At 67.0% G+C, this 13,156-nt stretch carries 14 protein-coding genes; all 14 read left to right on the top strand.

All coding sequences use genetic code 11. From position 1 onward, the window contains the following. Window positions 1–281: 281 nt before the first annotated feature. The 14 genes from LXM55_RS13045 to LXM55_RS12980 all read left to right on the top strand — a co-directional run bounded on the left by LXM55_RS13045 (window position 282) and on the right by LXM55_RS12980 (window position 13,155). On the top strand, window positions 282–1,118 hold the full coding sequence (locus tag LXM55_RS13045) for an ABC transporter ATP-binding protein (RefSeq protein WP_233321035.1): 837 nt from the start codon (window positions 282–284) through the stop codon (window positions 1,116–1,118). A 39-nt stretch (window positions 1,119–1,157) separates the two neighbouring features. After that, window positions 1,158–2,159: an ABC transporter substrate-binding protein gene (locus tag LXM55_RS13040; protein ID WP_233320748.1), complete on the top strand. Its 1,002-nt coding sequence runs from the start codon at window positions 1,158–1,160 to the stop codon at window positions 2,157–2,159. Window positions 2,160–2,188: 29 nt separating this feature from the next. After that, window positions 2,189–2,965 (top strand): ABC transporter permease, encoded by a 777-nt coding sequence (locus LXM55_RS13035; protein WP_233320747.1) that lies wholly within the window; start codon window positions 2,189–2,191, stop codon window positions 2,963–2,965. Continuing rightward, a complete protein-coding gene (locus LXM55_RS13030) occupies window positions 2,965–3,729 on the top strand; it encodes an SDR family oxidoreductase (RefSeq protein WP_442799757.1) in 765 nt (254 codons plus the stop codon). Before LXM55_RS13035 ends, LXM55_RS13030 begins: the two co-directional genes overlap by 1 nt. 12 nt (window positions 3,730–3,741) lie before the next feature. Then, the gene (locus LXM55_RS13025; RefSeq protein ID WP_233320745.1) at window positions 3,742–4,278 is read left to right on the top strand and encodes a cupin domain-containing protein; all 537 of its coding nucleotides are present in this window, start codon (window positions 3,742–3,744) and stop codon (window positions 4,276–4,278) included. A 4-nt stretch (window positions 4,279–4,282) separates the two neighbouring features. Then, window positions 4,283–5,161 carry an alpha/beta fold hydrolase gene (locus LXM55_RS13020; protein ID WP_233320744.1) on the top strand — a complete coding sequence of 293 codons (879 nt, stop codon included), beginning with the start codon at window positions 4,283–4,285 and terminating at the stop codon, window positions 5,159–5,161. After that, complete coding sequence (locus LXM55_RS13015; RefSeq protein WP_233320743.1) at window positions 5,158–5,991, top strand: IclR family transcriptional regulator; 834 nt, start codon at window positions 5,158–5,160, stop codon at window positions 5,989–5,991. Before LXM55_RS13020 ends, LXM55_RS13015 begins: the two co-directional genes overlap by 4 nt. Window position 5,992: 1 nt before the next feature. Then, a complete protein-coding gene (locus LXM55_RS13010) occupies window positions 5,993–6,790 on the top strand; it encodes an SDR family oxidoreductase (protein ID WP_060845004.1) in 798 nt (265 codons plus the stop codon). After that, window positions 6,783–8,465: a thiamine pyrophosphate-binding protein gene (locus LXM55_RS13005; protein WP_233320742.1), complete on the top strand. Its 1,683-nt coding sequence runs from the start codon at window positions 6,783–6,785 to the stop codon at window positions 8,463–8,465. Before LXM55_RS13010 ends, LXM55_RS13005 begins: the two co-directional genes overlap by 8 nt. 10 nt (window positions 8,466–8,475) lie before the next feature. Continuing rightward, the gene (locus LXM55_RS13000) at window positions 8,476–9,279 is read left to right on the top strand and encodes an aspartate dehydrogenase (protein WP_060845005.1); all 804 of its coding nucleotides are present in this window, start codon (window positions 8,476–8,478) and stop codon (window positions 9,277–9,279) included. A 106-nt stretch (window positions 9,280–9,385) separates the two neighbouring features. Continuing rightward, window positions 9,386–10,882, top strand: a complete 1,497-nt coding sequence (locus LXM55_RS12995) for an aldehyde dehydrogenase (protein WP_233320741.1) — start codon at window positions 9,386–9,388, stop codon at window positions 10,880–10,882. Continuing rightward, window positions 10,879–11,844, top strand: a complete 966-nt coding sequence (locus LXM55_RS12990) for a VOC family protein (RefSeq protein ID WP_233320740.1) — start codon at window positions 10,879–10,881, stop codon at window positions 11,842–11,844. Before LXM55_RS12995 ends, LXM55_RS12990 begins: the two co-directional genes overlap by 4 nt. A 27-nt stretch (window positions 11,845–11,871) precedes the next feature. After that, window positions 11,872–12,099, top strand: coding sequence for a recombinase-like helix-turn-helix domain-containing protein (locus LXM55_RS12985; RefSeq protein ID WP_233320739.1), 228 nt, complete (start codon window positions 11,872–11,874; stop codon window positions 12,097–12,099). Window positions 12,100–12,120: 21 nt separating this feature from the next. After that, window positions 12,121–13,155: an aromatic ring-hydroxylating oxygenase subunit alpha gene (locus LXM55_RS12980; RefSeq protein ID WP_233320738.1), complete on the top strand. Its 1,035-nt coding sequence runs from the start codon at window positions 12,121–12,123 to the stop codon at window positions 13,153–13,155. Window position 13,156: the final 1 nt, after the last annotated feature.

The raw sequence follows: 13,156 nt of genomic DNA, 5'->3' as shown, positions 1-13,156 counted from the left end.
ACAAACAAGGCATTTATCGCGTTTTTCCCGTTACCCACAAAGCCTTCTTCTCTCGCAACTTCCCAGGCAACTTTCAAGTGTTGGGCAGTTTCGTGCCAAATAATAAACATCGTTTCATATATAAAACATTGAAAACACTCAAATAATTAGTGCAAGCCACTGATTAATAACAATTTTTATAACTTAAACCCTCGCCCGAAATTCACTGGCATTGTTCATGCACTAAACGACATATCACCTATAAAACAGACTTGAGAATTATCCCAATGGCTGTGAAAGAGATGTATGCCGTCGTGCCGCAATGGAATGCCGCGCTTCCTCAAGAAGCGTCGGCGCCAACTGAAATCGAATTTCGCAAGGTCGGTAAATGTTTTCCGAGCAAGGGGCAGTCCAGCGCGCCTTTTGCCATTCGTGATGTGAGTTTCAAGATCCGCCGCGGCGAGGTGGTGTCGATCATCGGCCCTTCCGGCTGTGGCAAGAGCACCCTGCTCAACATGGGCTCGGGCCTTTACCTGCCCAGCGAAGGCGAGGTGCTGGTGGGCGGCGAGGCGGTGACCGGGCCGGTACGCCGGGTGGCCTTCATGCTGCAGAAAGACCTGCTGATGCCCTGGCGCAGCATTCGCCGCAACGTCGAGCTGGGCCTGGAGATCCAGGGCGTGGCGGCCAGCGCCCGGGAGGCGGTGGCCAATGATTTGCTCGAACGCTGCCACCTCAAGGGCTTCACCGAGCACTACCCGTTCCAACTGTCCGGCGGCATGCGCCAGCGCGCCGCCCTGGCCCGGACCCTGGCCATCGACCCCCAGGTGCTGTTCCTCGACGAGCCGTTCTCGGCCCTCGACGCCCAGACCAAGATGATCCTGCAACAGGACATGGCGCGGATGCTCGCCGACACCGGGAAGACCGCGCTGTTCATCACCCACGACCTGGTGGAAGCCATCGCCATGTCCGACCGGCTGCTGGTCATGAGCGCCCGCCCGGGAACCATCGTCGAGGAAATCAGCGTCGACCTGCCCCTGCGGGACAACCCCCTGGAACGTCGCAAGTTGCCGGAGATCGGCCCGCTGGTAGGACGCCTGATGGAGCTGCTGCAAGTCGGCCAGGACCTCGAACTGCATTGATCAAGGCCCTCGCGGGCCGCAACCGATTCAGGAGTACCCATGCTCAAGTCGCTGTTTCAAAGACTCGGCCGCACCGCTACTGTCGCCCTCGGCCTGACCCTGGCGCACGGCGCGCTGGCCGCCCCGCAGGAGGTCACCTACCTGCTGCCGGCGCCGCCCAACCTGCCGGCGTTCGCGCCGTGGATCATCGCCAAGGAAAAGGGCTACTACGCCGCCCGCAACCTCAACCTGACCTTTATCGCCGCCAAGGGCGGGGTCGACGTGGCCAAGCAGATCGGCGCCGGAAACGCGCTGATGGGCGGCGCCATCGGCGACACCCCGATCGTGGTCCGGGCCAATGGCATTCCGGTGCGCGCGGTGGCACTGCTAGGGGCCGGCGGGGTGACCCTGATCGCCACCCCGCACAGCGCCGGGATCAAGGCCATCGGCGACCTCAAGGGCAAGACCCTGACCGTGATGTCCTACTCGGACACCACCTACTACGCGCTGCTCGCGTCCCTGCGCAAAGCCGGCCTGAGCAAGGGTGATGTGGACATCCAGGCCGCTGGCCCGTCCGGGGTCTGGCAGCTGTTTTCCGCCGGCAAGGCCCAGGCCATGGCCGCCGTGCCGGACTGGGTGATCAATGCCGAGGACGCCGGGATCAAGGTGCAACTGATTCCCCGGGAACAGATCTTCGAAAGCATGGCCCAGGCGATCCTCGCCTCCGATGCGGCGATCCGCGACCAGCCGGAACTGGTGCGCGGGGTGGTCCAGGCCACCCTGCAAGGCATGCACGACATTATCCAGGACCCGCGCGCCGCGGCCCGGACCTTCGCGAGGGCGGTGCCGGCCTACACCGGCAAGGAGGACGCTCTGGAGCGGATCTTCAAGCTCTATGTCGAGCACGTCTATGCCGGCCAACAGGTGCTGGGGCGCATCGACCCCCAGCGCCTGGAGCAGGTGCGCCAGTTTTATGTCAGCGAAGGCATCGTCAGCCAGGAGCCCAGGCTCGACGACCTCTACACCAACCAGTTCATCGACAGCCCGGTGGCTGCGCAATGAGCGCCGCCCCTTGCGAGGTACAACCCCGGATGAAAACCCTCAATCACTCCGTGCTCGGCAGCGCCGCGCTGCTGCTGGTGTTCCTGCTGCTCTGGCAGTGGGGCCCGGGCCTGCTGGGCATGCCCGAATTCGTCATGCCCAGGCTCAGCCGCGTGGCCCAGGAAAGCCTGGTCATGTGGCAGAGCGGCAACCTCTGGCAGCACACCCTGGTCACCGCCCTGGAAATCATCGTCGGCTTTGCCCTCGGCGCCTTCCTCGGGCTGACCATCGGTGTGTCCCTGGGCCTGTCGCCCACCGCCGAAGCGGTGCTCTCGCCCTACATCCTGGCCTTGCAGATTGCGCCGAAGGTGGCCTTCGCCCCGCTGTTCGTGATGTGGCTGGGCTACACCGTCTACCCGAAGATCCTGATCGCCATCCTGATCGTGTTCTTCCCGGTGATGATCAACGTGCTGTCGGCGATCCGCACCGTGGACCCGGACATGATCAACCTGGTGCGCACCATGAGCGCCAGCCGCTGGCAGATCTTCCGCCTGGTGGAGTTTCCCTCGGCCATGGCCGCGCTGTTCTCCGGCCTGCGCATTGCCTCGACCCTGGCGGTGATCGGGGTCACGGTGGGCGAGCTGGTGGGCGGCAACCAGGGCCTGGGCTTCCTCCTGGTGGACGCCGAAGGCCAGGGCAACACCGCCGGGGTGTTCGTCGCCATCGTCATGCTGACCCTGATCGGGGTGATCGCCTACGGCGCCGTGGTCTGGGCGGAAAAACGCGTCCTGCACTACCTGCCCAAAGCCATGTTGAGTAGCCAATGATGAACACCCCAAGCGATCTGCTGCAGGACCGCCGGGTCCTGATTACCGGTGGCGCCCGTGGCCTGGGCTACGCCTTCGCCGAAGCCATTGCCCGCGCCGGAGCCCGGGTGGTGATTGCCGATGTGCTGGAACAGCGGGTGCAACAGGCCGCCGTCGACCTGCGCCACCAGGGCCTGGATGTCCGCGCCCTGAGCCTGGACCTGGCGAACCCCGACGCCATCGACACCTGCATCAACGCCGCCGTGGAGCTGCTGGGCGGCCTCGACGGCCTGGTGAACAACGCCTCGATCACCCATTCCGGGGGCAAGAGCTGCGAGCAACTGACCCTGGACACCTGGGATCAGGTGATGCAGGTCAACGTGCGCGGCACCTGGCTGATGACCAAGGGCTGCCTGCCGGCCCTGCGCGCCAGCGGGCGCGGGGCCATCGTCAACCTGGCCTCGGACACGCCGCTGTGGGGCGCGCCGAACCTGTTGGCCTACGTCGCCAGCAAGGGCGCCATCATCGCCATGACCCGCAGCCTGGCGCGGGAGCTGGGGGGCGACGGGATCACCGTCAACGCCATCGCCCCGGGCCTGGTGCAGGTGGAAGCCACCGCCTATGTGCCCGAGGCGCGCCATCGCCTGTACCTGGAGCAGCGCGCCCTGCAACGCCCGCAACTGCCCGAAGACGTCAGCGGCGCGGTGCTGTTCGCCCTGTCCGACCTTGCCCGTTTCATCACTGGACAAACCCTGCCGGTCAACGGCGGGTTCGTCATGCCCTGAATGGAGACTGCCATGACCGATCTATCCGCCAACCCTCAAGCCAGAAGCTGGGAGCGCCCGGCCGGGGCCAGCCTGGAAAGCTGGATGAACACCCGCATCGCCCGCTACGCAACCCGCCAGTACGACTGGGATGCGCTGAAGTTCCAGGCCGACTACGACCCCAAATACCGCCGCGCGCAGATGCGCTACATCGGCACCGGCGGCACCGGGATCAGCAACGACAGCAACACCATCCCGGCCGAACACTTCACCTTTTCCACCATGGTCATCCCCGCCGGCCATGAGGGCCCGTCGCACCTGCACATCGATGTCGAGGAAGTGTTCTTCGTCCTGCGCGGCAGGCTCAAGCTGGTGCTGGAAAAAGACGGCGAGCGCTTTGAAACCATCCTCAACGAACGTGACGTGGTGTCGGTGCCGCCGGGGGTCTACCGCGAGGAGATCAATATCGGCGATGAAGACGCGCTGATGTGCGTGATGCTCGGCGCGAAGAAGCCGATCACCCCGACTTACCCGCCAGAGCACCCTCTGGCCTCGATCAAGCGCGGGTAAGGCCATGTTCCCAGGCCTCTCTCAACCGGCAGCGACGGCGGACCTGCAAGCCCAGCTGGCCCGGGACTTTCCCCAGCGCCTGGTGACGGCCAGCGGCGGCCGCCAAGCGCTGCGTGAAGGCGGCGCGGGGCCGGCGCTGGTGCTGCTGCACGGCATCGGCTCCGGGGCGGCCTCCTGGCTGGAAGTCGCACAGCACTTGGCGCCCAAGGCCCGGGTCATTGCCTGGGACGCGCCCGGCTACGGTGATTCCAGCCCGTTGGAATCACCCGCGCCGAAGGCCGAGCACTACGCCGCCCGGCTGCTGCAGATGCTCGACGCGCTGGAGATCGAGCAATGCGTGCTGGTGGGGCACTCCCTGGGCGCGTTGCCGGCCCTGGCCCTGGCCCGCAGCGCCCAGGCCCGGCGGGTCAGCCGCTTGCTGCTGATCAGCCCGGCCCGGGGCTACGGCGCGCCAGCGCTGGCCGAACAGGGCCGGCAGGTGCGCCAACAACGCCTGGACACGCTAGAGCGCCTGGGCATCGCCGGCCTGGCCGAACACCGCAGCGCCCACATGCTTTCGCCCACCGCCACGCCCCAGGCCCTGGCCTGGGTGCGCTGGAACATGGCCCGCCTGAACCCCGCCGGGTATCGCCAGGCCATCGAGCTGCTGTGTGGTGACGACCTGCTGCGCCATGGCCCACCCGGCATGCCCTGCGAAGTGCATTGCGGCGAAGCCGACCGCATCACCCCGGCCGAGGGTTGCCTGACCCTGGCCAAGGCGCTGGACGCGCGCTTCAACCTGATCGCCGACGCGGGCCACGCCAGCCCCGTCGAACAACCGCTGGTGGTGGCGGGCCGCCTGGCCTGCGCCATCGAAGAATCCCTGACAGGTAGACCCCTATGAACGACGCCGATCTGCTGAAGGACCCTCAGGACAAGTACATCGTCCCGGGCCTGGAACGGGGCCTGTTGCTGCTGTGCGAATTCAGCCGCAGCAACCGCACCCTCACCGCCCCGGAGCTGGCCCGGCGCCTGGCCCTGCCGCGCTCGACCATCTTCCGTCTGCTGACCACCCTGGAAACCATGGGTTTCGTCACCCGCAGCGGCAATGAATACCGCCTGGGCATGTCGGTGCTGCGCCTGGGCTTCGAATACCTGGCGTCGCTGGAGCTCACCGAGCTGGGCCAGCCGCTGCTGGCGCGGCTGTGCGACCGCCTCAACTACCCGAGCAACCTGGTGGTGCGCGACGGCCGCTCGATCGTCTACGTGGCCAAGGTTTCGCCGCCCTCGGTGTTCTCCAGCGCGGTCAGCGTCGGCACCCGCCTGCCGGCCCACGCCACGGTGCTCGGCCGGGTGCTGCTGGGGGATTTGTCCCTGGCCGAGCTGCGCGAGCTGTACCCGGAGGAACACCTGGAGCAGCACTCCCACAGCACGCCAGGCACCGTGATGGCGCTGTTCGACATGGTCCAGGCCGACCGCCAGCGGGGCTTTGTCAGCGGCGAAGGCTTCTTCGAGCCGAGCATTTCCACGGTGGCGGCCCCGGTGCGTGACCAGAGCGGCGGCATCGTCGCCGCCCTGGGGGTGACCATCGCCACCGCCCAGGTCGGCCACATCAACTACAACGAACTGCTGTTGCAGGTGCGCCGCAGCGCCGACGAGCTGTCGCGCCTGCTCAACTACAACAGCGCGGCCCATGACGGGCAGCCGCGGGTCACCGCCTTGATGAGGGATTGAAATGAGCCCTTATCAACTGCAAGGCCGCACGGCCATCGTCACCGGCGGCTCGTCGGGCATCGGCCTGGCCTGCGTCGAACTGCTGCTGCAGGCCGGCGCCAAGGTGGCCTTCTGTGGCCGCGACCCGGAGCGCCTGGAGGCGACGCAACAGCGCCTGCGCGAACGCTTCCCCGAGGCGCAGCTGCTGGCGCGGGTCTGCGACGTGCTCGACGCCGACGCCGTGGGCGCCTTCGCCAGCGCCAGCCTGAAGGCCCTGGGCCCGGCCAGCGTGCTGGTCAACAACGCCGGGCAAGGCCGGGTGTCGACCTTTGCCGACACCAGCGCCGCAGCCTGGAGCGAAGAGCTGAACCTCAAGTTCTTCTCGGTGATCAACCCGGTGCAAGCCTTCAAGCCCCAGCTCGACGGCCAGCCCGAGGCGGCAATCGTCTGCGTCAACTCGCTGCTGGCGCGCCAGCCGGAACCGCACATGGTGGCCACGTCCGCGGCCCGCGCCGGGGTGCTGAACCTGGTGCGCTCATTGGCCAGCGAGTTCGCCGCCGATGGCATCCGGGTCAACGGCATCCTCGTGGGCCTGGTGGAGTCCGGGCAATGGCGCCGGCGCTTCGAAGCCCGGGAAGAACGCCACCTCGACTGGACGCAATGGACCGCCCAACTGGCCCAGCGCAAACAGATTCCCCTGGGACGCCTGGGCCTGCCGATCGAGGCAGCCCAAGCCATCCTGTTCCTGGCCTCGCCTCTAAGCGCTTACACCACGGGCAGCCATATCGATGTTTCCGGAGGCCTCTGCCGCCATGCGTAACGAACCAATGGTCACCGTCGGAGCGGTCATCACCGCCTTTCTCGAACAGTGCGACGTCAAGGCCGCCTTTGGCGTGATCTCGATCCACAACATGCCGATCCTCGATGCCTTCGCGGTGCGCGGCAACATCCGCTTTGTCATGGCCCGGGGCGAAGCCGGGGCGGCCAACATGGCCGACGCCTATGCCCGGGCCAGCGGCGGCCTGGGGGTGTGCCTGACCTCCACCGGCACCGCGGCCGGCAATGCCGCCGGCGCCCTGGTGGAAGCCTTGACCGCCGGCACGCCCTTGCTGCACCTGACCGGGCAGATCGAAACCCCCTACCTGGACCAGGAACTGGCCTATATCCACGAAGCCCGGGACCAGCTGAGCATGCTCAAGGCGGTGTCCAAGGCGGCCTTCCGGGTGCGCAGCGTGGAAACCGCCCTGAGCACCCTGAAGCTGGCGGTGCAAACCGCCCTGACCGCGCCCACCGGGCCGGTGAGCGTGGAGATTCCCATCGACATCCAGTCGACCCTGATCCCCATGCCCACCGACCTCTCGCCCTTGCCGGTGGCCGTGGCGGTGCCCGCCGCCGAGGCCCTGGACCAGCTGGCCGACCGCCTGGCGCAGGCCCGCCGCCCGCTGCTCTGGCTGGGCGGCGGCGCGCGGCACGCCGGGCCCCAGGTCAAGCGCTTGATGGACCTCGGGCTGGGGATCATCACCTCGACCCAGGGCCGGGGCGTGGTCAACGAGGACGATGAACGCTGCCTCGGCGCTTTCTCGCAGAACAAGCAGGTCGAGCAGTTCCTGCAAAGCTGCGACGCGCTATTGATCGCCGGCTCGCGCCTGCGCAGCAACGAAACCTTCAAATACAGCCTGAAGCTGCCCCACAACACCCTGCGCATCGACGCCAACCCGGCCATCGAAGGGCGCAGCTACCCCAGCGAACGGTTTGTCTGCGGCGATGCCGCCCTGGCCCTTGAAGGCCTGGCCGAGCGGCTCGAAGGCCGTTTGCACGGCAACCCGGAGTTCCTCGCCGAACTCAAGGCGGTGCGCGCCGCCTCGCGCCGGCAGCTGCTGGCGGACCTGGGGCCCTACTCGGCCATGGTCGAGCAGTTGCAGGCCCACACCGGTCGCGACTTCACCTGGGTGCGCGACGTGACCCTGTCCAACAGCATCTGGGGCAACCGCCTGCTGACCCTGTATCACCCGCGCTGCGGCATCCACGCCCTGGGCGGCGGTATCGGCCAGGGCCTGGCCATGGGCATCGGCGCCGCCGTGGCCGCAGCGGTCAATGCGCCACAGCGCAAGGTCTTTGCCCTGGCCGGCGACGGCGGTTTCATCCTCAACCTGGGTGAGCTGGCGACCCTGGTCCAGGAGCGCGTCAACCTGGTGATCCTGCTGATGAACGACCAGCGCTACGGGGTCATCCGCAACATCCAGGACGCGGTCTACGGCAGCCGTCACTGCTACGTCGACCTGCACACGCCGGACTACAGCAAGCTCGCCGAATCCATTGGCCTGCGCCACGGCCTGGTCAGCGACCTCAAGGATTTCGGCGGGCTGCTGGACCACGCCCAGCGCGAGCCCGGCCCCTTCCTGCTGGAGGTGGACATGCTCAGCGTCGGCAACTTCGCCACCGCGTTCGCCGGGCCGCCCAACAGCGAAACCCAAGCCCAGAAAGCCAATGCCTGAGGAATGCGCCATGTTGCACATCACCATGATCGGCTGCGGGGCCATTGGCCTTGGCGTGCTGGAGCTGCTGGAACAGGACCGGCAACTGCGGGTGGACCGGGTGATCGTTTCGCCCGGCTCCGAAGCCGCCGCCCGCCAGCGCCTGGCCCGCTTGCAGCATCCGCCCCAAGTGCTCACCGCCCTGCCGGCCGAGGCCCGGCCCGACCTGCTGCTGGAGTGCGCCGGCCACCAGGCCCTTGAGGAACACGTGCTGCCCGCGCTGGAACGGGGCATCGCCTGCCTGATCGTCTCGGTGGGCGCGCTCTCGCAGCCGGGCCTGGTGGAGCGCCTGGAAGCCGCGGCCGAGCACGGCCGTACCCGCATCGAGCTGCTGCCGGGGGCCATCGGCGGCATCGACGCGCTGTCGGCGGCCAAGGTCGGCGGCCTGGACTCGGTGGACTACACCGGCCGCAAACCGGCCCGGGCCTGGAAAAACACCCCTGGCGAACAGGCCTGCGACCTGGAGCGCATCAGCGAAGCCACGGTGATTTTCCAGGGCAGCGCACGGGAAGCGGCGCGGCTGTACCCGAAGAACGCCAACGTCGCCGCCACCTTGTCCCTGGCCGGGATCGGCCTGGACCGCACGCGGGTGACGCTGATCGCCGACCCGCACAGTGACGAGAACGTCCATCAGTTCCAGGCCCGGGGCGCCTTTGGCGGTTTCGAACTGAGCCTGCGAGGCAAGCCGCTGGCGGCCAATCCGAAAACGTCGGCGCTGACCGTGTACAGCGTGATCCGGGCCCTGGGCAACCACGCTCACGGCCTATCCATATGAGTAAGAGCAGCGGCAAGGGGTGAGCGGCAAACGGCAAGTTAAAGCGTGCACAGCGCGCTTGCCGTCACTTGCAGCTTGCGGCTTGCCACTTGAAGCTGAGGTTTTTATGAGTGTTGAACAGTCGTTACCGATTTGTGTTGCCGGTGATTGGCGCCTGGGCCGGGGGGCCCGTTATGCCAGCCACTACCCCGCCACCAACGAGGTGGTGGCCTGGCTCAATGCCGCCGATCTGCAGGATGTCGAGGAGGCGGTGCAAGGCGCCCATCAGGCGTTCCTCCACAGCGGCTGGGCCCAGCGCAAGCCCCATGAGCGGGCGGCGGTGCTGCTGCGCATTGCCGGGCTGATCCGTGAGCGCGGCGAGGAGCTGGCGCAGTTGCAACGCCAGGACAACGGCAAGCCGATCAATGAAACCCGGGCCCTGGTGGCCAGCGCGGCCGCGACCTTTCAGTTCTTCGCCGCCGCCTGCGAAACCCTGGAAGAGACCATCACCCCGTCCCGGGGGGATTTCGTCAGCATGAGCGTCTACGAGCCCATGGGCGTGATCGCCGCGATCACGCCCTGGAACTCGCCCATCGCCAGTGAGGCGCAGAAGCTGGCGCCGGCCCTGGCCGCCGGCAACGCGGTGGTGATCAAGCCGGCGGAAATCACCCCGCTGCTGGCCCTGCAACTGGCGCGCATCTGTGACGACGCCGGGCTGCCCAAGGGACTGGTCAGCGTCCTGCCGGGCAAGGGCTCGCTGCTGGGGGACGCCCTGACTCGCCACCCCCTGGTGAAAAAGGTCTCGTTCACCGGCGGCACCCGTACCGGCAAGCACATCGCGCACATCGCCGCCGACAAGATGATGCCGGTGTCCCTGGAGCTGGGCGGCAAGTCGCCGACCATCGTGCTCGACGACGCCGACCTCGACCACGCCGTGGCCGGGGTGCTGTACGGCATCTTCAGTTCCTCGGGCGAAGCCTGTATCGCCGGTTCGCGGCTGTTTGTCGCCCAGCGCCTGTACCAGCCGTTCATGGACCGGCTGGTAGACGCGGCGAGCCGGCTGCGGGTCGGCGACCCGGCGCACGAGTGCACCCAGATGGGGCCGTTGATCAGCGCCGAGCATCGCCAGTCGGTGGAACGCTATGTGGCCCTGGGCCTGGCCGCTGGCGGCTGCCTGCGCCTGGGCGGCGAACGCCTGGCGGGAGCGGCCTACGAGCGTGGCTTCTACTACCCGCCGACCATCCTCGAAGGCCTGCACAACCAGCAGCAGGTGTGCCAGGAAGAGATCTTCGGCCCGGTGCTGGTGGCCCTGCCCTTCGAGGACGAAGCGCAGTTGCTGGAGCAGGCCAACGACAGCCTGTACGCCCTCGCCGCCGGGATCTGGAGCCGCGACTACAAGCGCGCCTGGGCCCTGGGCCGCAAGCTCCAGGCCGGCACGGTGTGGATCAACACCTACAAGCAGTTCTCGATTTCCACCCCCTTCGGCGGTTGGCGCGACAGCGGCCTGGGCCGGGAAAAGGGCCGCCTGGGGATCCTGCAGTACATGGAACAGAAGAGCCTCTACTGGGGCATGAACCCACAACCACTGGCCTGGGCCGGTCTGGGCAACGAGGTAGTGCAATGAGTGTTCTGGGCATTGATGAAGTCACTTACGGCGTCGAGGACCTCGACACCTGCGTGCGGTTTTTCCGCGATTGGGGCCTGCAGCAGGTCAGCACCCAGGCGGATGAGGTGGTCTTCGAAACCCTCAACGGCTGTCGCGTGGTGCTGGCGGACCTGAACCGGCCCGGCCTGCCGCCGGCGATCGAAGCCGGCTCCACGGTGCGCGAAGTGGTCTGGGGCGTGGAAAACGCCGCCGACCTGGCGCTGTACCGCCAGCGCATCGCCGCCGACCCGGGTTTCGTCGAAGGCGACGGGCGCATCGGCTGCACCGACCCCAACGGCCTGGCCATCCGCTTGCAAGTGACCCGCAAGCGCGCCCTGGACATCGAGTGCAGCGGCCACAACACCTGGCAGACCAAGGGCCGGATCAACAAGCCGGCACCGATCTACGAACGCGCCACGCCGATCGAGGTCGGCCACGTGGTGTTTTTCGTCAAGGACGTGAACGCCTGCGAAGCCTTCTACCACCAGCGCTTCGACTTCCAGGCCTCGGACCGCTACCCGGACCGCGGGGCTTTTTTGCGCAGCGCCGAGGAAGGCGGCCACCACGACCTGTTCATGCTGCAACTGCCGGCGCCGCGGGCCGGGCTCAACCATGTGGCCTTCACCGTGCGCGATGTGCACGAGGTGTTTGGCGGCGGCATGCACATTTCCCGCAGCGGCTGGGCCACGGAAATCGGCCCCGGCCGGCACCCGGTGTCATCGGCGTTCTTCTGGTACTTCAAGAACCCCGCCGGGGCCCTGGTGGAGTACTACGCCGACGAGGACCAACTGACCGGGCAATGGCAGCCGCGCAGCTTCGAGCCCGGCCCCACGGTGTTCGCCGAATGGGCGATTGCCGGTGGCATCGACGGCCACACCCGCCGCCAGCAACACGTCGAGGCGCCCCAGGGCAAATTCCTCACCGACAAACCCAAAGCCTGAGCAGACCCCGTGAAGGAGACTCATGAAATGACCGCCCGCGTACCCTATCTGGAGCCGCATCAGGCTCGCAAACGTCCCAGCACACCCTTCGAGGACCTGCTGGGAGACGCCATCGAACGCGCCTTTGGCAATGGCATCAGCGAACTGCCGGCGCTGCTTGAACACCTTGACCGGGCCGGCCCGCCCTGCCCCCTGACCGAGGGCCAGTGGACGGCGGATGCCTATAAAACCCTCATGGCTCGATTGGGCGAATGACCCGTCGGAGGACAATAAGAAATGAACCTGCAACTGACCGTCGATCCTGTTGAGCAACACCTGGCCAATGGCCTGAAAGACCTGTGGTTTCCCGTACTGCCGTCGGAGCATCTGGGGGGCAAGCCCGTGTCCATCCGCCGCCTGGGCTACAAGATCGCCCTGTGGCGCGACAACGATGGCCGCGTCCATGCCCTGGAAGACCACTGCCCGCACCGTGGCGCGCCACTGTCCCAGGGCCCGGTGCTGGGCGATCGCCTGCAATGCCCTTATCACGGCATCGAAGTGCGCTGCGACGGCACCGTGCTCAAGGTGCCCGGCAGCCCCGGGTGCAAACTTGAAGGCAGCCGGCCAACGCGGATGTTCCATACCCGCGAAGCGGCCGGGGCGATCTTCCTGTTCAACGCCAGCGACCCGCACCTGGACCAGGCGCCGGAGCTGGTGCTGCCGGAGCAACTGACCCACCCCGAATGGAGCCACTTCCTCTGCTACACCGAGTGGCAGGGTGACTACCGCTATGTGCTGGACAACGTCATGGACCCGATGCACGGCACCTACCTGCACAAGATGTCCCACTCCATGAGCGAAGGCGAAGCCACCGCGCGCTTCGTCACCCGCGACACCGAGCAGGGCTTCGTCTTCGAGAAGGAAGGCCAGCGCGGGGTCAACTTCGACTGGACCGAGTTCCTCGATAACGGCTGCCACTGGCTGCGCCTGGAAATTCCCTACCCGAAAACCGGCGGCCCGGGGGGCAACTTCACCATCATCGGCAGCTACACCCCCAGCAGTCGCGCCCTGGCGGCGGTGTTCCACTGGCGTTGCCGCCCGCTCACTGGCTGGCAGCGCGACACCTGGCGCTTCCTCTACAAGAACCGCCTGGAGGCGCGCCACTGGGCGGTGCTGGAGCAGGACCGGGTGCTGCTGGAATTCATGGAGGCCGACGCCAACCAGCGGGAAAACCTCTACCAGCACGACCTCGGAGTGGTGCGTCTGCGGCGCTACCTGAAGAGCGCCGCCAAGGCCCAACTGGAACTGATCGACGCCAGGCAACTGGCGTGAA

This window comes from Pseudomonas sp. Au-Pse12 (assembly GCF_021341665.1).
Classification (GTDB): domain Bacteria; phylum Pseudomonadota; class Gammaproteobacteria; order Pseudomonadales; family Pseudomonadaceae; genus Aquipseudomonas.
Note: the sequence above shows the minus strand (reverse complement) of the source record. Positions and strands in the feature narration are given on the sequence as shown.

What these genes read in the sequence shown, in the direction of transcription:
- LXM55_RS13045 (WP_233321035.1), top strand. Translation starts at nt 282, where the DNA reads ATGTATGCCGTCGTGCCGCAATGGAATGCCGCGCTTCCTCAAGAAGCG.
- LXM55_RS13040 (WP_233320748.1), top strand. Translation starts at nt 1,158, where the DNA reads ATGCTCAAGTCGCTGTTTCAAAGACTCGGCCGCACCGCTACTGTCGCC.
- LXM55_RS13035 (WP_233320747.1), top strand. Translation starts at nt 2,189, where the DNA reads ATGAAAACCCTCAATCACTCCGTGCTCGGCAGCGCCGCGCTGCTGCTG.
- LXM55_RS13030 (WP_442799757.1), top strand. Translation starts at nt 2,965, where the DNA reads ATGAACACCCCAAGCGATCTGCTGCAGGACCGCCGGGTCCTGATTACC.
- LXM55_RS13025 (WP_233320745.1), top strand. Translation starts at nt 3,742, where the DNA reads ATGACCGATCTATCCGCCAACCCTCAAGCCAGAAGCTGGGAGCGCCCG.
- LXM55_RS13020 (WP_233320744.1), top strand. Translation starts at nt 4,283, where the DNA reads ATGTTCCCAGGCCTCTCTCAACCGGCAGCGACGGCGGACCTGCAAGCC.
- LXM55_RS13015 (WP_233320743.1), top strand. Translation starts at nt 5,158, where the DNA reads ATGAACGACGCCGATCTGCTGAAGGACCCTCAGGACAAGTACATCGTC.
- LXM55_RS13010 (WP_060845004.1), top strand. Translation starts at nt 5,993, where the DNA reads ATGAGCCCTTATCAACTGCAAGGCCGCACGGCCATCGTCACCGGCGGC.
- LXM55_RS13005 (WP_233320742.1), top strand. Translation starts at nt 6,783, where the DNA reads ATGCGTAACGAACCAATGGTCACCGTCGGAGCGGTCATCACCGCCTTT.
- LXM55_RS13000 (WP_060845005.1), top strand. Translation starts at nt 8,476, where the DNA reads ATGTTGCACATCACCATGATCGGCTGCGGGGCCATTGGCCTTGGCGTG.
- LXM55_RS12995 (WP_233320741.1), top strand. Translation starts at nt 9,386, where the DNA reads ATGAGTGTTGAACAGTCGTTACCGATTTGTGTTGCCGGTGATTGGCGC.
- LXM55_RS12990 (WP_233320740.1), top strand. Translation starts at nt 10,879, where the DNA reads ATGAGTGTTCTGGGCATTGATGAAGTCACTTACGGCGTCGAGGACCTC.
- LXM55_RS12985 (WP_233320739.1), top strand. Translation starts at nt 11,872, where the DNA reads ATGACCGCCCGCGTACCCTATCTGGAGCCGCATCAGGCTCGCAAACGT.
- LXM55_RS12980 (WP_233320738.1), top strand. Translation starts at nt 12,121, where the DNA reads ATGAACCTGCAACTGACCGTCGATCCTGTTGAGCAACACCTGGCCAAT.